This window comes from Pseudoteredinibacter isoporae (genome assembly GCF_040372805.1).
GTDB classification, from domain to species: Bacteria; Pseudomonadota; Gammaproteobacteria; order Pseudomonadales; family Cellvibrionaceae; genus Pseudoteredinibacter; species Pseudoteredinibacter isoporae_A.
Genome location: NZ_BAABWJ010000002.1, coordinates 45025 through 65820, shown reverse-complemented (window position 1 = coordinate 65820; position 20796 = coordinate 45025). Strand labels below are relative to the sequence as shown.

Annotated in this window: 13 protein-coding genes; 4 read left to right on the top strand and 9 right to left on the bottom strand. The window is 50.5% G+C overall.

All coding sequences use genetic code 11. From position 1 onward, the window contains the following. Positions 1-93 precede the first annotated feature (93 nt). The 3 genes from ppk2 to recJ form a co-directional block, all read right to left on the bottom strand. Positions 94-1107 (bottom strand): polyphosphate kinase 2, encoded by a 1014-nt coding sequence (ppk2, locus tag ABWW03_RS06655; protein WP_353407209.1) that lies wholly within the window; start codon positions 1105-1107, stop codon positions 94-96. Positions 1108-1310: 203 nt separating this feature from the next. Beyond that, the gene (locus ABWW03_RS06650; protein ID WP_353407208.1) at positions 1311-2276 is read right to left on the bottom strand and encodes an NAD-dependent epimerase/dehydratase family protein; all 966 of its coding nucleotides are present in this window, start codon (positions 2274-2276) and stop codon (positions 1311-1313) included. A gap of 117 nt (positions 2277-2393) precedes the next feature. Beyond that, entirely contained in the window at positions 2394-4139 is a 1746-nt protein-coding gene (gene recJ / locus ABWW03_RS06645) for a single-stranded-DNA-specific exonuclease RecJ (RefSeq protein ID WP_353407207.1), read from the bottom strand. Between the two features lie 127 nt (positions 4140-4266). Here recJ and ABWW03_RS06640 point away from each other — a divergent pair, with 127 nt between their 5' ends. Next, a complete protein-coding gene (locus ABWW03_RS06640; RefSeq protein ID WP_353407206.1) occupies positions 4267-4626 on the top strand; it encodes a cupin domain-containing protein in 360 nt (119 codons plus the stop codon). A 737-nt stretch (positions 4627-5363) separates the two neighbouring features. On the opposite strand, the gene ABWW03_RS06635 is transcribed toward ABWW03_RS06640, so the two are convergent. Continuing rightward, positions 5364-7430, bottom strand: coding sequence for a M13 family metallopeptidase (locus ABWW03_RS06635; protein ID WP_353407204.1), 2067 nt, complete (start codon positions 7428-7430; stop codon positions 5364-5366). A gap of 124 nt (positions 7431-7554) precedes the next feature. Between ABWW03_RS06635 and udk the strand changes: the two genes are divergently transcribed. Both udk and ABWW03_RS06625 read left to right on the top strand, forming a co-directional pair. Further along, positions 7555-8196: a uridine kinase gene (udk, locus tag ABWW03_RS06630; RefSeq protein WP_353407203.1), complete on the top strand. Its 642-nt coding sequence runs from the start codon at positions 7555-7557 to the stop codon at positions 8194-8196. A 43-nt stretch (positions 8197-8239) separates the two neighbouring features. Next, positions 8240-9469: a NupC/NupG family nucleoside CNT transporter gene (locus ABWW03_RS06625; RefSeq protein ID WP_353407202.1), complete on the top strand. Its 1230-nt coding sequence runs from the start codon at positions 8240-8242 to the stop codon at positions 9467-9469. 157 nt (positions 9470-9626) lie between these two features. Here the strand turns inward: ABWW03_RS06625 and ABWW03_RS06620 are convergent, their stop codons facing one another. From ABWW03_RS06620 to ABWW03_RS06600, 5 genes are all read right to left on the bottom strand, one after another. Then, the gene (locus ABWW03_RS06620; RefSeq protein WP_353407201.1) at positions 9627-11174 is read right to left on the bottom strand and encodes an AMP-binding protein; all 1548 of its coding nucleotides are present in this window, start codon (positions 11172-11174) and stop codon (positions 9627-9629) included. Positions 11175-11433: 259 nt separating this feature from the next. Beyond that, positions 11434-13317 carry an MFS transporter gene (locus ABWW03_RS06615; protein WP_353407200.1) on the bottom strand — a complete coding sequence of 628 codons (1884 nt, stop codon included), beginning with the start codon at positions 13315-13317 and terminating at the stop codon, positions 11434-11436. A 36-nt stretch (positions 13318-13353) separates the two neighbouring features. Continuing rightward, on the bottom strand, positions 13354-14112 hold the full coding sequence (locus ABWW03_RS06610; protein ID WP_353407199.1) for a helix-turn-helix domain-containing protein: 759 nt from the start codon (positions 14110-14112) through the stop codon (positions 13354-13356). 157 nt (positions 14113-14269) lie between these two features. After that, entirely contained in the window at positions 14270-16588 is a 2319-nt protein-coding gene (locus ABWW03_RS06605; protein ID WP_353407197.1) for a YgiQ family radical SAM protein, read from the bottom strand. A gap of 86 nt (positions 16589-16674) precedes the next feature. Next, positions 16675-18912 carry a putative bifunctional diguanylate cyclase/phosphodiesterase gene (locus ABWW03_RS06600; RefSeq protein WP_353407196.1) on the bottom strand — a complete coding sequence of 746 codons (2238 nt, stop codon included), beginning with the start codon at positions 18910-18912 and terminating at the stop codon, positions 16675-16677. Positions 18913-19276: 364 nt separating this feature from the next. Here ABWW03_RS06600 and ABWW03_RS06595 point away from each other — a divergent pair, with 364 nt between their 5' ends. Further along, on the top strand, positions 19277-20746 hold the full coding sequence (locus ABWW03_RS06595; RefSeq protein ID WP_353407195.1) for a Ppx/GppA phosphatase family protein: 1470 nt from the start codon (positions 19277-19279) through the stop codon (positions 20744-20746). Positions 20747-20796 lie beyond the last annotated feature (50 nt).

Below are 20796 nucleotides of genomic sequence, written 5' to 3'. Positions count from 1 at the left end.
ACCCTGCATAGGGGTTTGCTTAACCGCGGCACCCACAAAAAGGCCGGGGGTCACCCGGCCTATGCATCAATCTATTGTGGCATCATCAAGCCCTTACCAATCCCCCAGATGGTGCCCCAAAATATGCTTGGATTTGGCAATGATATGTTCGCTGTGGCCGACAATCAGAGGATCCGGACGACGAACCACATGCTCATCTTTATCTGGGTAAGGCAGGCTGTTCAGGAAATGCATCATGCAGGCCAGACGCGCGCGTTTCTTGTCATTCGATTTCACAATCGTCCACGGCGCATCAGCTGTATCCGTATAGAAGAACATCGCCTCTTTGGCTTCGGCGTACTCGTCCCACTTGCTTAGTGACGCTTTATCAATCGGTGAGAGTTTCCATTGTTTCAAAGGATCATTGGCACGGCCTTCAAACCGGCGGGCCTGCTCCTCCTGCCCCACCGAAAACCAATATTTGAATAGGCGAATCCCACTGCGCACCATCATGCGCTCCAACTCGGGTGTCTGCCGCATAAATTCCAGATACTCTTCCGGAGTACAGAATTCCATCACACGTTCTACGCCCGCGCGGTTGTACCAAGAACGGTCAAACAGCACCATTTCACCTCGCGTGGGCAAGTGCTTGATGTAACGTTGGAAATACCATTGTCCCGCTTCGTTCTCAGACGGCTTTTCCAATGCGACCACGCGGGCGCCACGAGGATTCAAGTGCTCGGTAAAGCGCTTGATCGCTCCCCCTTTACCGGCGGCATCACGCCCCTCGAAAATCATGACGATTTTCTGTCCGGTTTCTTTGACCCACTTTTGAACTTTGAGTAATTCGATTTGCAGCTGACGCTTTTTGCGATCGTAATCTTGACGTTTGAGTTTCGTTTTGTAGGGAAACTCGCCGCTCAGAAATAATTTTCGAATCGCTTCCGGGTCTTTACGCAGTTCGGCCAAGTGGTGTAAATGATCCACAGAATTCTCACCGTCCACCATGGCGCTGGCCGCTTCACCGGCTAAGGTTTCCAGCGTTTCCTCATTCACAGCGCTAAAGTCGATTTCCGCCAGTTCGCTGTTGTTGGGCAGGCTTTCAGTGTTCACGGTATTGTCTTTCACGGTTTCTCTCCTAGTTTCAAATTCGTCCACTTGGCATAAGCTGTTTTCTTCATGAAGCCAGATTGAAGTGTTCCCGATACATCAGCAGCTTATTCAGTTTATAAGTTCAACATGACACTTATATACCATATGCAAACGACCCTTTTGCTGATCTAAAACAAGGAAAGTCGGGCCTGAATTTCGAGGCTCCGGCAGCACTGTTTTTACGCATTTTGTTGAAGCTGAGCCATTCCCTCTTTCCAAGAGATGAGCGGACGATACCCCAGCTCCCGACGCGCTTTGCTGTCGTCCAGAGTGCAGTGTCGAGACATCACCATAACGGCGTATTTATTCAATGGGGGTTCACTGGAAAGGTTCAGCAAGCGCCAGGTGCTTTCGCATATTGCCCCCAATGCTTCCGCGAACCACAGCGGCAGGTTTTTGTCGCCCAGCCGCAAGTCCTTACTGGCCGCAAGCCCTTCAATCATCTCACGCAAACTGTGATCGCCGTCATCGAGCACAAAGTACGCTTCACCGCCTTCGCCCTGGGTCAAGGCGAGCTCAATGGCATGAACCAAGTTATCAATATGAGTGGAAGATGTCATGGCTTTGCCGTGATTGATCCATACCCAGGCATTTCGCTCACACATTTGCTCAATTGCCGGCAACAACGTTTGATCCCCAGGGCCCCAGATAAAGCGGGGGCGAAGAACCAAGCAGCTCATCTCTGCGCTATTAGCCGCCTTCACACGCTGCTCAGCCTGTGCCTTACTGGCGCAATAGGGATAAGGGGACTCAGGGGCAAGGGGATAGTTTTCATCAGCGTTAAAAAGGTCCTGACCATACACAAGCCCCGCTTCTGTTCCAATATGGATAAAGCGTTTCACACCGGCTTGTCGGGCGGCCTGTAGCATATTCTCAGTGCCTAACACATTTGCATTGAACCAAGCGTCTTTCGGCCCCCAGGCTTCGACATAGGCGGCGCTGTGAATGACCGTGTCGCAATCGCCAATGTGTTCTGCACGGATTGAATTCAAATCACAACGTTGGGCTTGCCCTCCCAAAGATTCGATCAATTCATCACTCTCGGAGCGACGAGACATGGCCACCACCTCATGGCCACGATTCACTAACATAGCAAGAGCGGCCTTGCCGACAAAGCCTGAGGCTCCAGTAAGAAATATTTTCATGTGCGATTCCGTTGTCGTTATTGTTGTTATTGTTATTGCGGCTCGACAGTCTGCCATGCCGAGCACGAGCCACTGTAATAAGAATGGCTCAATTAGCTACCGTCGCCTGACCATTTTTTACAGAACCTCAATATGATTCACCAGCAACTGCAAACTTCGACGACCGCGAAACTCATTAACATCCAATTTGTACGATAGACGCAAACGCTCCGCGCGATAGTTCGGCCATTGATCAGTATCGATATTAAACGCAATAGCATCGATGAGCTGTTGGCCACCGCTTTCCAAGCTCACAGTAAACTTGAGGTGACGGTCGCCCACAATGCGTTGATTAACCAGAAAGAACGCCCCATCAAAACTCGGCTCCGGGAAGTTCTGCCCCCAGGGCCCGGCCGCCTGCAGCATTTCAGCAATCGGCATACTGAGCTCTTCATTAGCCAGAGCGCCGTCACTGATGATTTTTGCTTGCAGATCATCGGCCGTTAACCGTTCCCTGACAACCTCGTCGAAAGCCTTCTGGAAATCATCGAAACGATCTTTGGCCAAACTCATTCCTGCCGCCATTGCATGACCACCAAATTTGTTCAGCAAGCCGGGATTACGCGCGGCAACGGTATCCAATGCATCACGAATATGGAGACCTGCAATGGAGCGCGCTGACCCCTTGATGGTACCGACATCGCTGTCTTCATCGGCAAAAATAATGACAGGACGGTGGTATTTGTCTTTGATACGGGAGGCCAAAATACCGATCACCCCCTGATGCCAATCGGCCTGGTAGAGACTTAAGCCCCATGGCATCTGTTGCTCATCCAGATGAATCTGGGACAGCGTACTAAGTGCCTGTTGTTGCATGGATTGCTCGATGCTTTTTCGATCACGATTTAAGTCGTCCAACTGGGTAGCCAACTCAGCAGCGTGAGCGTCATGAGGTGCCATCAGACAATCAATCCCAAGACTCATATCATCCAGTCGTCCGGCCGCATTTAAACGCGGCCCAAGAACAAAGCCGAGATCGACTGAGCTGATTTTGTCACAGGGGCGCCCTGCGACATTAAGCAGAGCTTGAATGCCTGGGCGCGATTGCCCCGCACGAATTCGAGCCAAGCCCTGCTGGACCAATATTCGATTAGGGTGATCCAAAGTCACCACATCAGCCACCGTGCCAAGGGCAACGAGATCCAACAGCGTTCCCAGATTCGGCTCAGACAAGCCCTGATCGGCAAACCAGTTCACCTCGCGAAGGTGCTTACGCAATGCCAACATCACGTAGAAAATGACACCGACACCCGCGAGGTTTTTACTCGGGAAAGGACAGCCCGGTTGATTCGGGTTCACAATTGCAACGGCTTCTGGCAACTCATCACCGGGTAAGTGATGATCCGTCACCAGCACATCCATCCCCAGCGCTTTGGCGCGAGCGACCCCTTCCACGCTGGAAATCCCATTGTCCACGGTGACCAGCAGATCCGGCTTATCGGAAGCACTCGCCGCAACCTCAACGATTTCAGGCGTGAGACCATAGCCATACTCAAAACGATTAGGCACCAGAAAGTCGACATGGCATAAGCCCATGGCCCGCAAGGCTTGCATAGCCACCGTAGTACTGGTGGCGCCATCGGCGTCAAAGTCACCCACAATCAGCACTCGTTCCTGCTTTTCTATCGCCCGCCACAAACGCGCCACGGCTTGATCAATACCCTTGAGTTGTGCGGGCTGGGGCAATTTCGCCAGTTGTAATTCCAGCTCCTCCAGCTGCTCGACACCACGGCTGGCGTATATGCGCTTCAGCAGCTCAGGTAAATCGGACTGGAGCAATGCTTCACTTGGACTGGATTGACGCTGGGAAATGATGGTGCTCATTAAGTATTCGAACCTGATTGGTGGGTTAGCAAGGGCGCGTTATGGAAGATGCCAGTATAACCGCCTTGACCTCCAATCTCCGAGCCATTAAATTACCGAATCATCATTCAATTTTGAGAATACTATCATGTCCAAATCCATTCTGCGCCTGCCTGCTTCCAGTGCCGGCGGCGAAAGCGGTCCGATTGACCCGGCCAAGCTCATCAGTGGTCAGCCGATGCAGGAAACCCACAATATGTTTACCAATGCCGCCGAGAATTTCTTCTGCGGTGTCTGGCGCTCTGAAGAAGGCAAATGGAATATTGAATACAGCGAAGATGAGTTCTGTTACATGATCAGCGGGGAGGCGATTATTTGCAGTGAAGACGGTCAATGTGAAGCGGTCAAAGCCGGAGACGCTTTCGCCATTCCCGCCGGTTTTAAAGGCACCTGGGAAAGCATTGGCCACGCGCAAAAGTTTTACGCCATTTATGAGGCCGCGGAATAAACCGGTGATATATTGGGTGGCATACCCTGTGACATAAAAGTGCCACAAAAATGCAAAGATCGTTTGATCGCCCAAGGACGGGCATCGACAAAAACAGATGGGAACTTAATACAGTGAAGTACTGGAGAAAAATGGTGCGACGTTCGGTTATCCTATCCTAACCGGTAAACCAGTGTGATCAGCCTCCTGCCAATCTCCTTACTGCAAATCGACTTCAACACATCCTTGCTTACGATTTGACCCAAACGCCGCCAGTTTCCATACAAACTTGTCAACTTAAAAAACCAAAAACATTAACTGATTTCAATTCTCAAGTTGTAAACCCAGTATAAATATCTCAACAAAAATATACAGAGCAAAAAAGCAAAATCACTAGAACTAGTTAGCCTTTTTAAATTTATCTAAATTGACCAATTTAAAAAACGATTCCTTTTTAAAATTTCCAAATGCTCTTACCCGTTAAGCTTAGTGGAAAATAAAATATTATCGAGCCAGCCTACAAAAATATTTAACCCCTTTCGTTGACAGCGTCACAGAAAAATTGCCAAAACCGTCACTTTTACCTTCAACAAAGCAAGCGACTCATCACCCAGCTTATGCACCATTGAACCATTCGGGTATTCAGACTTTCGAGATTTAAACGACAAAAATCCCTGCGAACAAACATAAAAAAACCGCCGATAAATCGGCGGTTTTTTTGATCTGCATCAATACAAACAAATAAAACAATAACGGTTTTACCAGATAGAAACACGCTCTTCAGGTGGCAGATACATACCGTCACCCGGTTTCACATCAAAGGCTTCATAGAATGCGTCAATGTTTGGCATGACACCGTTCACACGGTACAGCGCAGGCGAGTGCGGATCGGTTTTCAGCTGCTTGCTGAGATACTCTTCGCGCGCCTTACTGCGCCAAGCTTGAGCCCAACCAAGAAACACACGTTGCTCACCTGTAAAACCATCAATCTGCGGAGAAGACTTGCCATCTAAGGACGCTTTATAGGCTTTGTAGGCAATGCTCAAACCACCAAGATCACCAATATTTTCACCGATGGTCAGCTCACCGTTCACATGCTCGCCGGGTAACGGTTCAAATTTATTGTATTGGTCGATGAGCTTTTTAGTGCGTTCTTTAAACTTGGCCAGATCATCGTCTGTCCACCAATTGCGTAAGTAACCATCACCGTCGTAACGCGAACCCTGATCGTCGAAGCCGTGGCCAATTTCATGACCGATAACCGCACCGATTGCACCATAGTTTACGGCGTCATCGGCTTCTAAATTAAAGAACGGTGGTTGCAAAATTGCCGCGGGGAACACGATCTCATTCAGAATTGGGTTGAAATAGGCATTCACGGTTTGCGGGCTCATTCCCCAACGCTCACGATCCACCGGTTTGCCCAACTGATCGATCATGTAGTCGTGTTCGAACTGTCGGGCACGCTGCAGATTGCCAACCAAATCGTCCGCTTTCAAACTCAGAGCACTGTAATCACGCCATGTGTCTGGGTAACCAATTTTTGTGCGGAATTTGCTCAGCTTGTCTTTCGCGGCGACCTTGGTTTCATCACCCATCCATTCCAGATTATCAATGGAAACGCCGTAGGCATTGATCAAGTTTTGAACTAGGGTTTTCATGCGAGCTTTTGCTTCAGGCGGAAAGTGACGTGCCACGTATTCCTGACCTAACAACTCACCCAGATTGTTGTTCAGTGCACTTACTGCACGCTTCCAACGCGCACTGGGCTCTTTAACGCCATACAAATGGGCGCTGCGGAACGCAAAACGAGCATCGAACAGAGCCTTATGCATTTCGGCTGCATAGCTGTCCATCAGATGCAATTTGAAATACAGCTTCCAGGTATCCAGATCCGTCTCTTTAACAATCTTAGGTAACGCTTGCAGATAGCTCGGTTGATAAACAATGTATTCTTTCTGACCGGCCACACCTGCGGATGCCAGGAAGTCCTGCCAGGCATCCGCACCAATGTCGCCCATCCAGCCATTGATTTCTTCATTACTCAGGCGGTTGTAAGTCTTTTCACTGTCGCGGTTCTCAACCTTGGTCCAGTGATGTTCAGCCATCGCTTTTTCGAGGGCGTAAACCTTTGCGGTATCACCTTTTACGCCACCCAGTTCCGCCAGGGTTTTCAGGTATTCCTGATATTTCGCCTGGGTCTTCTTGGCTTTTTCGGTATCGTCGAAGTAATAGTCGCGATCCGGTAGGCCCAAACCGTCCTGCACCAGATAAACGACATTGGTATTTGGGTCTTTCTTGTCAGCGTATACCCAGAAAGCCGCGGGTGAGGTATCACTCATGATGCCCGCACGCGCGAAGTACTTCACCACATCGCTCTTGTTCTGAATTTTGTCGATCGCGGCAAATTCGGCATGCAGGGGCTTCATTCCCAGCTCATCCGCCAGAGCCTCATTCATGTAACTGTTGTAAAGATTGCCGATTTGCTGGCCTGAGGCGGAATCCGCCTTCTTCGATACTTCTTCGATGATGGCACGAATCTGCTTTTTGCTGTTTTCGGCCAGGACATTAAAGGTGCCCCAACGGGACTTATCGTCTGGAATCTGGTGGCTATCCACCCAATGGCCATTGGTGTAGCGGAACATATCGTCCGCCGCTTTGACGTTCTTATCCATGCCACTGGTATCAATGCCAGATTTCACAGCCACTTGCTGGGCCTGTACCTCGGCATCGGCCTTGGCTGTTTTTTCACCGCTTCCCACTTGTGGGCCGCTACAGGCAGTGACCGCCAGCGCAATCGCGCAAGCCAGTAATTTACGTTTCATCTTATTCATTCCCCTTCAGTGTTTGGCCAATAGGTTTGGCAGCTTAATTGTTCTATGACGCGTGAATTGCAGCGTCTGTATTGCTATAGTGCGGCCTCTTCATTTAGACGATAGAAATTGCCAAATGCGTTCAACCATTATTCTGATTAGCGGCCTCTCCGGCTCAGGCAAGTCCACCTTGAGCGAGGCTCTCGCGGCGACCCTGAGTGATTCACTTGGGTCCGATTGTATAAATATCATCCACGAAGATAACTACTACCGGGATCAGAACGATAAACCCTTCGAGGAGCGCTGTGAACAGAATTACGATCACCCGAGCGCCTTTGAGCATGAGTTGCTCCTGACACAACTGCAGCAACTTCAGGCCGGTCAGAGTGTTGATATGCCAGTGTACGACTTTTGCCAGCATACCCGCAGCGATCAGGTAAAAACCCTGCAACCAAGCCCCATCATTATCGTTGAGGGAATTTTGTTGCTGTCCCAGGCCAAGCTGCGAGACTTTTCTGACCTGAATATCTATGTCGATGCGCCCATTGATATCTGTTTAATTAGACGTTTGGAACGGGATATCCACCAACGTGGGCGCGATATGGCCTCGGTTCTCAATCAATATCAAGCCACAGTCCGCCCCATGGCGGAAGCCTTTATTCTGCCCTCACGCCAGCACGCGGATGTGGTATTATCTGGCACGTCAAAGCCGGGACGCAGCCTGGCATTACTTCGTGACCACCTCGCTACCGTGGTTGGCACACAGGCATCGAGCTAACAAGGCTCACTCATAAGATCAAATAACAGCCAAGGAGCGTCCTTTGACTTCTTTGATACCTCTGGTAGGCATGCTATGCCTGCTGGCCGTTGCTTTTGCATTTTCGAAAAACCGCCGCTCTATCAGCTGGCGTACGGTAATCGCTGCCTTTCTCACCCAGATCGCCTTAGGCGCGTTGGTGCTTTACGTCCCTTTTGGTCAAACCATGTTGGCCAGCTTGTCTGAAACCGTTTCCAGTGTGTTGAACTACGCTCAGGATGGCATTAAGTTTTTGTTCGGCGATATTGGCCGCATGAAGATGGGCTTCATTTTTGCTTTCCACGTCTTGCCAGTGGTGATTTTCTTCTCTGCCCTGGTTGCGGTGCTGTATCACTGGGGGGTGATGATTTGGGTCATCCGCATTATCGGGGGTGGTCTGCGCAAGCTACTGGGCACCAGCCGTACAGAATCCATGGTGGCCGCGGCGAATATCTTTATCGGTCAGGCCGAAGCCCCACTAACGATCAAGCCCTACATCCCAACCTTGAGTCGCTCTCAGTTGTTTGCGGTCATGGTGGGCGGCACCGCCACCGTTGCCGGATCAGTGTTGGCCGGTTACGTAGGCCTCGGCGTCGAGCTGAAGTATCTTCTGGCGGCCAGTTTTATGGCCGCACCGGGTGCCCTGTTAATGGCCAAGATGCTGGAGCCGGAAACCGAAGAGCTGGATGCCGCGTCCGAAGAAGGCGAAATCTATAAAGAAAGCTACGTCAACGTCATTGATGCCGCCGCGAGCGGAACCTCGCAAGGCCTGATTCTGGCGGCGAATATCGGTGCTATGCTGATCGCCTTCATCGCTTTGATTGCAATGCTTAATGGTATTTTGGGTGCCGTCGGCGGCTGGATTGGTTTGGAGCAGCTGTCTCTGGAATGGATCCTCGGCCATGTGTTCCGAATTGTTGCCGTGCTAATGGGTGTGCCTTGGGAGGAATCCATTACCGCAGGCAGTTTGATTGGCCAAAAGCTGGTACTGAACGAGTTTATTGCCTACGCGAACTTCGCGGAGATTAAAGATCAGTTGAGCCCATACAGTCAGGCCGTGATCACGTTTGCACTCTGTGGTTTTGCAAACTTTTCTTCGATCGGTATTTTGTTGGGTGGCTTCGGTACGATTGCCCCGGAACGTCGCCAGGACGTTGCCAAGTTGGGCCTGAAAGCCGTTATCGGTGGCTTTATGGCGAACTTGATGAGCGCCTGTATTGCGGGCTTCTTTTTGTCTTTTACCTTAGCCGCCTAACTTTATTTGCAGCTGCTTACCTTCTGGTAAGGAGCTGCACCACTCTATTTGGCACCGCCCCTGACACTGACTTCAGCAAAGCATCGACCCTACTCGACTTCACACACGGCGTTCTGCCAACGAAACTCTCAAAGCAGAAACGCAGTTCTCGTTGCCATTAAATCTGACGTCCTGCACCTTCCCAATAAGGGTCTTTTAGACGCTTCTTAAAGATTTTACCGCTATCCTCTCTCGGCAGGGCATCGTGGATATCCAGCTTTCGAGGCATTTTAAAACGCGCCAGATGACCTTCCAGAGCATCTTGCAGTTCCTGCAGGTTCAGACTCTGATCGACTTGCAACTGAACAGCAGCAATGATTTTTTCCCCAAACTCTTCGTCAGGTGCCCCGAATACGGCACAATCGAGAACCTGGGGTAAACGCAATATTTCAGCCTCAATCTCGGAAGGAAAAATATTGGCGCCGCCGGAAATGATCATTTCCTTTTTTCGGTCGCTGATAAACAAAAAACCTTCGTCATCGAGGTAACCCACATCCCCTACCGTTGCAAAGCCACCCAGCTCCTGATCGCTTAAATCGCCTTCACTATTGGTATAGCCAAAGCCTGAGGCCAGCATGGAGTGAATATAGATAGTGCCGGTTTCTCCAGGCCCAAGCTCCTGCAACTCATCATTGAGGATTTTGATGGCCGTTCCTTCTCGGGCACGACCCACTGAACCGGGTTTTTCCTGAGCTTCAGTCGCACTGATCAGCGTCATAAACCCTAATTCACTGGCGCCATAGCTTTCATAGAAAATGGGTCCAAACCAATCGATCATGGCTTGCTTAACCTCCACGGGACATGGCGAGCCGGTAGACACTGAATAACGCAAACTGCTGACGTCATATCGGTCGCGCACTTCCTGAGGCAGTTTCAGCATTCGAATCATCATCGTCGGCACAATATAGGCGTGAGTGATTCCCTCTCGTTCGACGGCTTTTAGAAAACCTTCCGGATCAAACTGAGACTCAATATAGATATCCACACCCTCCGCTGACAAAGCCGATAAGCTCAGGGTATTCGGTGCGCTGTGATACATCGGCGCGGACATGAAAAATTTGTCTCCAGGCTGCAGGAACATAAACCCTTGAGCCAACATTTGGTACATCATGTAACGATCTGGCGCGTCAGGGTTACTGGGCCGCACAATGCCTTTCGGGCGGCCGGTGCTGCCTGAGGTGTAAGCGAACAGGCCGCGTACCTTCAGTGGCGCCGAAGCAATCTCGTCGATATCAGCAATCGCCGCACGTAAATCGGGATATTCTTCCTTTACAGCAACGGCTTCCAGCGGGTATTGGTCAGCAATGGATTCCGGGGTTGCTAATGAGAACACCGCAACGCTTTCCGCTTGATGTCGGAACACGGCATGGCCACTTAATGCCTGCAACAAATCCCCGTGCCCCAACAACACCTTTGCTTTGGAATCTTCCAAAATATGAGCGATTTCTGCCGCGGAGCCATGCCAGTTCAAGGCGACATACCGAGCCCCTACATATCGGCATGCTTCAATAACTTGCAAATACATGGGTTCATTGCGCATCAATATAGCGATGGCATCATCAGGCTCAACGCCCTTGGCTGCTAATACTGAAGCAATTCTTTTGACATTGCTTTGAAAGGCACCTTCTGACAATGCCTGGCCGGCAAAGACGATATGGGATGGCATAGTGAACTCTCTCTGCTGAATAATTCGAGACCGTATTTACCATCCTAGCCTCTCATTATTGCTTTTGGGTAACTAGGGTTAAAGGCGACATCCGAGACGTAGAAAATGAAACTGGGGAATCAATTTGACGCGAATCCGGATACGTGAGACCAGCTTAATTTACTGTGTGAAATTAAACCGGCCTCATGTGGCTCCAACTCCCCGCAGAGGACAGAGTTGTTGGGCCAATGCACCAAAAGACAAGACTCGACGAAGCGTACTAAGCCGCGTTCCCTCGCAAACCTTTCACTGTATCCTCCAGTCGCTCCGCACTCGCCTGTTCAGCCGCAACGGCGCCTCCAGCAACCACCTCAACCCTCGACCAGAAACGGCGCGGCCAGGACAACATAGCTTGACCATTTTTATGGCTGAAGAAACTGCCCCACAGTCCTTTCAATGCCATCGGCGCAACAGGCACAGGGTTACGCTCCAAAATACGTTCTATGCCGGTTTTGAATTCATTGACGGCACCGGTTTCTGTCAACTTACCTTCCGGGAAGATACACAATAAGTCGCCAGCCTCCAGACCTTCAGAAATTTCATCAAAGGCGCGCTCATAGGCTTCTTTATCGACATGCTGGGAAATAATTGGAATCGTGCGCCCGGTGCGGAAGATAAAATTCAATACAGGCAGATCGTAAATCGGTTTAAACATGATAAAGCGAATCGGGCGACGCACCGCCCCAGCCAGTAACAAGGCATCCATATAGCTCACATGGTTACACACGATTATGGCCGCGCCCTTCTCCGGAATATTGTCCAGATCTTTATGTTTAACGCGATACATAGTGTGGCTGAGAATCCAAACCAGAAATCGCATCGTAAACTCAGGTACTTGATAGAAGATAAACAGAGCGATACCGATGTTCATCAAAGCAATGGTCAGTAAGAAATACGGAATGCTCAAATCCAGCACCGCCAGAAAGACAACGCCCATCAACGCCGAGCCCACCATGAATAAAGCATTCATTATGTTATTCACGGAGATCATCTGAGCTCGGGTTTTCTCTTCTGAGCGAATCTGAATCACGGCATACAGTGGTACAATATAAAAACCACCAAACACACCGATCATCATCAAGTCCAGAATGACTGGGAAGCTGCCCAGCGCCATCAGAAATTGCAGGAAATCACCATTATCCAAGGGGGTGAACCCCATAGCAGCAAAATAGCTGTGAATCCCAAATAAACTGATGCCTCCTGCGCCGAACGGCACCAAACCCATTTCAACCTTGTGGCCAGACATTCTTTCACACAGCAGCGAACCCAAGGCCACCCCCACAGTGAAAACACAGAGCAGGAACGTCACTACAGTAGGGTCACACCCCAATACATCTTTGGTGAATACCGGTAGCTGAGTCAGGTAGGCCGCCCCGATAAACCAAAACCAGGAAATGCCCAGAATCGACAGAAACACCACCGGATTCCCACGAGCCATTTTAATAACACGCAAAGTTTGACTCAGGGGGTTCCAGTTAAACTGCAACTCCGGGTTTGATGCGGGTACCTTGGGAATAAACAGGCTACTTAAAAAACCGATTCCCGCCACAACCACAACGGCCATGGAAACCCACAAGGTCGCCTGCTCGCTGTTTGCCAATATTCCCCCGAGCACCGTGCCCAATAAAATCGCACTGAAGGTGCCCATTTCAATTTGAGCATTGCCACCCACCAATTCGGTTTCGTGAAGCGCCTGGGGCAAAATGGCGTACTTCACCGGGCCGAACATGGCCGATTGAAAACCTAACATAAACAAGACGCTCATCATGGCCGGCACACTGTTTTGCCACATGGCCCAAGCGGCGAAGCCCATGATCACCACTTCGAATGCTTTGATCCAGCGAATTAAGGTCGCCTTGTTGAATTTATCCGCCAATTGACCGGCCGATGAAGAAAACAGGAAGAAAGGCAGAATGAATAAACCGGCTGCTAAATTACTGAGTACGGCCATTTGCTCGCTGTTCTGTCCAATGCTAAACACTAAAAGAACAATCAGGGCATTCTTAAACACATTGTCGTTAAAGGCCCCAAAAAACTGGGTAAGAAATAGGGGCAAAAACCGTTTTTGCCCTAAAAGTTGAAACTGACTGCTGTGGCTCGACATGCTAGCTCCTTGTTTCATGGTTTCGCTGAGGTGGCCTCAGGCAGTGGGAAATTGTTTGTCGGTACCCGGACGGCGCAAACGCTGAAAACTCTGCACTTCCCAGGGTCTGATGGCCAACATCAAACTGCTGCCAAAGCGTTCATCCAATGGCAAATTTTTATCTTCTTCAGCAAGCTGATTAAACTCACGTGCCAGGCTTTCTATTTTACGCTGCATAATCGCATTGGCGCTGGGTGACAACATGGCATTTTGAAACAACATCAACTCACCTGCCCCATCAAAGTCTGCTGCAAAATAATCGGACTGAATCTGTTGACGAAAATACTGTTGAATCGGGCCATTTGGCAACCAGCGAAATCCCCGATCCACCAATAATTTAATACGATTATTCGGCAACAATTCAATCAAGCGTAAACGATCAAGTTTAGCCAACAGCTGAACGCATTCGGCGCCGCTCAACTGATAGGTGCCAACAATTTCGTGGAACTGCCAACGATTCAATGCACATACGGCCACGAGCAATAATTTGGGCTGATCCACCAACTGCTGTTCCTGCTCTTGGCTAAGCTGGCTGATCGCCTGCTGCCCCTGAGCCTTATTGGCCAGTTCAGCAACGGTCATTCCCAACAGTTCGCACAAACTGTCCAGGCGATGCAAGGAAAGGTTGGCTGAAGAGAACAGGCGCTTCACGCTGGCTTCGCTGAGATCCAGGGTCTTTGCGACATGGGCATAGGTTTTCCCCTGGGCTTTTAATTCACGCTTCAGGCTATCAACAATGGCTTGAGTCTGGGACATAGCTACCTCGATTCATTCAATGTGATGAACAACTGGGTGCTAAGATTGGAGAAAGGTTGCAGGTTGTGCAACCTTTAAAGATAAAAGTGGCAAATTCCAGCCTCAATGGTATCAAATTAAGATACCCAGGGACTGAAACCTCCACCTTCAGCAAGTTCTAGCGTTTGCCCGGGCGAGGCTTAGCCGGCCTGGAGCCTGGCTTGGAACCTGGTTTAGCCCCGGGCTTATGACGATTCTGGGTACCCGACGCGTGTCGAGAAGCGGGCTTCGAACCACCGGCCCCCGATGATTTGCGCTGTCCTGTGGGGCGCTTGTCCCACTGTCCACCACGAGCCTTCTGGTATTGCCCCCGACGTTGCTGGGAACGGGCACCATCCCGAGTCGGAATGAGATGTTCCGGGCCATTGCCAATGACGTCTTCACGTCCCATCTCTTTGGCCGCTTCACGCAGCAGATCCCAGTTCTTGGCATCATGGTAACGCAGCAGGGCTTTTTGCAAACGACGCTGCTTATAGTCTTTTGGCACGTAGAGCTTGCGCCCTTTGTAACTGAGTTTTTTCAGCGGATCACGTTCGGCGTAATACATCGCCGTGGCCAATGCCATAGGCGATGGGTAGAAGGTCTGCACCTGATCCACACGGAATTTATTGCGTTTTAACCACAGAGACAAATTCAACATATCTTCATCTTCACAACCGGGGTGAGCGGCAATGAAATAAGGAATCAAATACTGCTTTTTCCCCGCTTCTTTCGAGAACTTGTCGAACATTCTCTTGAACGCATCATAGGTTCCAATGCCCGGCTTCATCATCTGATTAAGCGGCCCGTCTTCGGTATGTTCCGGTGCAATTTTCAGGTAGCCCCCCACATGGTGGGTAACCAACTCTTTCACATACTCTGGATCTTCCACGGCCAAGTCATAACGCAAACCGGAGGCAATCGCCACTTTCTTAATGCCCGGAATAGCGCGAGCTTTGCGATACAACTCGGTGGTTTGCTTGTGTGAGGTTTTCAGGTTTTTACAGATGCCCGGAAACACACAGGACAAACGACGACAGCTCGCCTGAATCTCGTCACTCTTGCAGTTCAGATGGTACATATTGGCCGTTGGGCCACCGAGATCTGAAATCTGTCCGGTAAAGCCCGGTACCTTGTCGCGAATATCTTCCAATTCACGAATGACCGATTCCTGGGAGCGACTTTGAATAACACGGCCTTCGTGCTCGGTGATGGAACAGAAGCTGCAACCGCCAAAGCAGCCACGCATGATGTTCACCGAGGTTTTAATCATTTCGTACGCGGGAATATTGGCGTCGCCATACACAGGGTGTGGGCGGCGCTGGAAAAACAACCCAAAAACCGCATCCATTTCTTCAGTGCTAAGCGGAATCGGTGGAGGATTGACCCACAATTCCTGCTTGCCATGACGCTGCACCAAAACCCGAGCATTATGTGGATTGGCTTCCTGGTGTAACACGCGTGAAGCGTGGGCATAGAGCGCTGAATCGGATTTTACTTTTTCAAATGACGGCAGGCGGATGTAAGAAGGTTTATCGCTCTCACGTGCTTCGGCTTGCAAAGGCATCGGAATGATTCGAATCGGCTCAGCTTTATCAGCAGATGCCGTTGAGGCAGCTTCGCCGTTTTTTCTCACCGCACATTCGCCTGGCTCTTCATAGTCGTACGGACTCTTGCCGTAAGCTTCTGCCAGACTCTCAATATTTTTGGGCCAATCGATGCGCGTTGAATCGATTTCCAACCACCCTTCAGGCAATTGTTTTTGTATGACCGCCGTACCCCGGACATCGTCTAACTGAGATACCGGTTCGCCGGCCGACAAGCGATGAGCCACCTCAGCAAGGGCACGCTCAGCGTTACCGTATAGCAAAATGTCACCAGCCGCGTCGAACAGTACAGAACGGCGAACTTCATCACTCCAGTAGTCGTACTGGGCGATACGGCGCAAACTGGCTTCAATTCCACCCAATACCAAAGGCACATCGCTGTATGCTTCTTTGCATCGTTGGCTGTAGACGATGACCGCACGATCCGGACGCTTGTCCGGCTCCGCATCAGGTGTATAGGCGTCATCATTGCGAACTTTCAGATCCGCCGTATAACGGTTGATCATGGAATCCATATTCCCACCGGTAATGCCGAAAAACAGATTCGGTTTACCGAGGGCCTTAAAAGGCTCCGCTGAAGTCCAATCCGGTTGGGAAATGATGCCAACCCGAAAACCCTGGGATTCCAGGAAACGACCAATAACGGCCATACCAAAACTGGGGTGATCGACATAGGCGTCGCCGGTCACAATGATGATGTCGCAGCTGTCCCAGCCCAATTCATCCATCTCGGCGCGAGACATAGGTAAATAAGGCGCGGTGCCATAGCACTCGGCCCAGTATTTGGGATAAGAGAAAAGTCCAGGAGCCGCAATAGGGCCTGGCGAATTGCTGGAAATAGGTACAGTCATTGTGAGGGTATATCAGGCTAGTTGAGGCCTATTGTCCCAAAAAACGGGGCGCTGGCAAAGCCTAAAGTGATGCCTGGCGATCAGGCCTAGGCGAAGCAATCGGAAGACGGGGCCTCTTCGCCATCGGGAGAATCATCCACCAGAACGGACTGCATATTGCTGTGTGCACTCAGCTGCAATAATTGCCCGGCTTGTTTGTGTAACACATCCGGAGACATAGGACGGGCATAGAAAAAACCCTGGGCCTGGGAGCAGCCGGATTCAAGCAACAGATTAAATTGCTCGCGCTCCTCGACACCTTCGGCCACCACATCAAGTTGTAGCTGGCTGGCCATGGCGACAATGGCACTGCAAAGCGCTGCATCGGCGGGGTTATGAGCCACCTCATGAACAAAGCTGCGATCAATTTTGACACCGTCAACCGAAAAGCGTCTCAGATAACCCAAGGAAGAATAACCCGTGCCGAAATCGTCAATCCACACCTTCACTCCCAGACGGCGAATGGCCGTAAGATCCCGGCCAATTTTATCTTCCTGGCTGGCAATGGTGGTCTCGGTCACCTCCATTTGCAGCAGTGCCGGATCAAGCTGGTAACGATGCAAACTGTCCCGCAAATCCCCCACCACATCGCGCAACTGGAATTCAGCCGCAGAAATATTTAATGCCACGGACAGATTGCCCAAATCACTGCCTTGCCACTCACTGAGTTGCCGACACACTTCATGGGTCACCCACCGTCCAATCTGGGCAATCAACGCTGTTTGCTCGGCAACGTCCAGAAAATAGTCCGGTCCAATTAAACCACGCTGAGGATGCTGCCAACGTAACAGCGCCTCACTGCCAACCATCTGGCGACGACGCACATCGAACTTGGGCTGATAAAACAAGCGCAGCTCTTTATTGTCGAAGGCGTGTTGCAATTCCACCTCAACATTCAATCGCTTGATAGCCGACAGGCTCATAAACTCTGCAAAGAACTGGAAATTATTCGGTCCTGCCGCCTTGGCCTGGTACATCGCCATTTCGGCATTTTTTAATAACAGTTCGGGTGTTTTACCGTCTTCCGGGCAGAGGCAAATACCGATGCTCGCGCCCAGATGCAAGACGTGTTCGCCATTGTGCAACGGCTCCAGCATCGCGGCTTGAATACGTTGGGCCAACAGGATCGCATCGTGCCCGCCATCAATTTTCGGCAATAGAATACCGAACTCATCGCCACTGAACCGCGCCAGATAGGCCAGTTCATCTTCAGCACAATCGCGATGAAAGCTGGTAATTACCTGTCGCAAACGTCCAGCGATTTCCAAGAGAATTTCATCGCCAATTTCATGTCCGAGGGAATCGTTGACGCGCTTGAATTGATCGAGATCGATAATCAACAGAGCGAATGGCTGGCCGCTGACCTGATTATGTTTTAGCTGCTCCGCCAGCCATTTGAAAAACTGATGCCGGTTCGCCAAGCCCGTCAAACTGTCGCGGTAACTCAAGCGAATTAATCGACGTTGTTGCTCATGCAGGTGCTCGCCGATTTTTTGCAGGGCCGAAGCCATATCACTCAACGGGTCGCGATTGTTGAGTTTTAGAGTTGAAAAATAGTCCCCCTTGGCCAAGGTTTGAGCGTAGCGGCGCAAGGTATTCAATGAGGCGTGCTCACCGCGGGATAATACCCAGGAAAAATAAGCCACCGCGGCCAGACACATGGCAAACATAATCAGCAGCACCCACCAGGTCAAACTGAGTTCCGGCGGACTCTTAATATCCACGCCATTCCCAGGTAGATGACTCAAATCCAATTCGATCGCCAGATTGAACAAGCCCTGCCCCAGCTTATCGACATTCTGCAACAATAAACGGTGCTCGGCGTCTTTCGCAAACTGCTGGCCATTGTCCAGAGTCAGCAAGGTGGAATATTGCCCTTGCAGTAAATTATCGAGCTCCTTCCCGGCGTCTGTTTGCGGCAGCAAAATCGATTGTTTCTGGTCGATTAAAAAAACCCCTCGCACCACGTCAAGTTGATTTAATTGGGACAACACGCGCTGATATTGAAGCGTGATGGGAGCAGAGGTTTTATTCGATAAAAAAGGGTGCCGAGGTGAAGATTGCAGTGACAGTGCGGCCATTTGCGCCAGCTGCTTAACCTGCTTGATGGCAGACTGTCGCTCCTGCTGTTGCAGAGCATCGACCGTAGCCTGCTGATGATCTTGACTGTGTGTTTTAAAGGCATTGTGACTGAGCAGGGTCAACAAAAGAGCCAGGCAAATAATAACACTGCCTAGGGTAAGCGATAGTACTGCAGTTGATCGCTTTTGCGAAAGCTCAGCCAAGAGAACTCCAATAAACTGCTATCCCACCATTATAAAATGGCTGCTTTTTCATCGCTGCAGGTGGGCTATTAACTATTTTGTTTTTTGCACAATTCACGCCTTGTGCAACGCTAACTCTACGTCTAGCGAGCCGTAGAGTACCACAATTAGTTGTATTGACTAGGACATTTTTCCGAGTAATTCCCGGTAAATTTCCGTTTTTTCCAACTGAAATCTCCAACGTAAACCCATCACCCCGACATGACGCATAAATTTCAATCGACGAACCCACTCCCCCCACAGCTTTCCCTACCGCCCTCAGCATAGCCAAATGCCACGAGGCAAAGTATCCTTACCACTTTCTCAGGGATACAAACAACGCCGTATGACAGACACACCTCGCTATTATGCCGCCATTGATCTGGGCTCCAACAGTTTTCATATGATCATCGCCCAAGAGCAGGATGGCAGTTTGACGGTGATTGATCGTGTGAAAGAGATGGTTCAAATCGCACGAGGTATCAGCAGCGATGGCGATCTTGCGGAAGATGCAAAAGCACGGGCCTTGGATTGCCTGGCCTGTTTTCGCGAACGTTTGGCCGAATTCCCCGCATCCAGTGTCCGTGCTGTGGGCACCAAAGCTCTTCGCAGTGCAGACAACAGTGAGTTCTTAAAAATCGCTCAGGATGCACTCGGACACCCCATCGAAACCATTTCTGGTTATGAAGAAGCCCGCTTGGTGTATCAGGGAGTCAGCCACTCTATCCCCCAACAACAAGGCCAAACTCTGGTGGTGGACATCGGTGGCGGCAGTACAGAGTTTATTGTCGGACACCTGCAAACGCCGTTACTTCTCGAAAGCTTGAGCCTCGGTTGCGTCACTTTCAGCCAACGCTATTTTTCCGACGGTTGCTCGGCAAAGGCCATGAATAATGCCTACCTGGCCGCCTGTGCAGAACTGGAAGTAATCAGCCGTAACTACCGTCAATGCGGCTGGGATATTTGCTTCGGTGCCTCTGGTACCGTAAAAGCGGTAGCCAACTATATTAGTGACGGAAACAATGCCTACATAGACCGGGAGCGCTTGAGCGCTTTGTATTTGGATGTGAGCGTCAACGGCATTAATGCCAGCGGTGAACTCGCCAAATTGCGCCGAGAGGTGTTGCCCGCTGGCGTTGCAATTTTGAAAGCCATTTTCGACCAGTTGCACATCGACAGCATGCACGTCTCGGATGCCGCCCTGAAAGAAGGGTTAATCTACGATATTGTCGGGCGGATGAGCGAGCGGGATATTCGCGATCAGACAATCGCTAAAATGACCAAACAATACCGAGTCGATCTCGCCCAGGCTGAACGCATCAGTGCCTTTTCTCAAGCTCTCCTCAAAGAACTGCCCCTCGAAGAGGAATACCATAAACTCATTCGCCCTGCACAACTGCTGCACTGGGCAGCCATGGTTCACGAAATTGGTTTAACCATTGCTCATAACGATTACCACCTGCACGGTCACTATCTGATTCGCCACAGCGATATGGCCGGTTTCAGCCGCCTGGAGCAACACTGGATTGCCCAACTGCTGCGCCTGCAACGCAAAAAGCTCCCGCTGACCTTGGCCGACAATCTGCCGAATAATCTAAGCGCCTGCCTGCTGTGTCTGCGCCTGGCCATACTGCTGCATCGTAAACGTCAGGATCTGTCTTTGGGCGTTCATCTGAAAAGAAACGGTGACACCATTACATTGTGGGTTGAAAACCTGGACGAGCACCCCCTTACGAGTAAAAACCTGAAGCAGGAACAAGAGCAACTGGCCGCATTGGGATTGAATCTGGAACTGAGTTCAGACAAACCCGACTAGATGCTCGAACGTCTTCAAAAATCTCAAATACCGCGAAGTTAGGGCCCACT

Bases quoted from the DNA above. Each gene is read 5' to 3' on its own strand.
- ABWW03_RS06650 (WP_353407208.1), bottom strand. From the start codon at position 2,276: ATGAAAATATTTCTTACTGGAGCCTCAGGCTTTGTCGGCAAGGCCGCT.
- recJ (WP_353407207.1), bottom strand. From the start codon at position 4,139: ATGAGCACCATCATTTCCCAGCGTCAATCCAGTCCAAGTGAAGCATTG.
- ABWW03_RS06640 (WP_353407206.1), top strand. From the start codon at position 4,267: ATGTCCAAATCCATTCTGCGCCTGCCTGCTTCCAGTGCCGGCGGCGAA.
- ABWW03_RS06635 (WP_353407204.1), bottom strand. From the start codon at position 7,430: ATGAAACGTAAATTACTGGCTTGCGCGATTGCGCTGGCGGTCACTGCC.
- udk (WP_353407203.1), top strand. From the start codon at position 7,555: ATGCGTTCAACCATTATTCTGATTAGCGGCCTCTCCGGCTCAGGCAAG.
- ABWW03_RS06620 (WP_353407201.1), bottom strand. From the start codon at position 11,174: ATGCCATCCCATATCGTCTTTGCCGGCCAGGCATTGTCAGAAGGTGCC.
- ABWW03_RS06615 (WP_353407200.1), bottom strand. From the start codon at position 13,317: ATGTCGAGCCACAGCAGTCAGTTTCAACTTTTAGGGCAAAAACGGTTT.
- ABWW03_RS06610 (WP_353407199.1), bottom strand. From the start codon at position 14,112: ATGTCCCAGACTCAAGCCATTGTTGATAGCCTGAAGCGTGAATTAAAA.
- ABWW03_RS06605 (WP_353407197.1), bottom strand. From the start codon at position 16,588: ATGACTGTACCTATTTCCAGCAATTCGCCAGGCCCTATTGCGGCTCCT.
- ABWW03_RS06595 (WP_353407195.1), top strand. From the start codon at position 19,277: ATGACAGACACACCTCGCTATTATGCCGCCATTGATCTGGGCTCCAAC.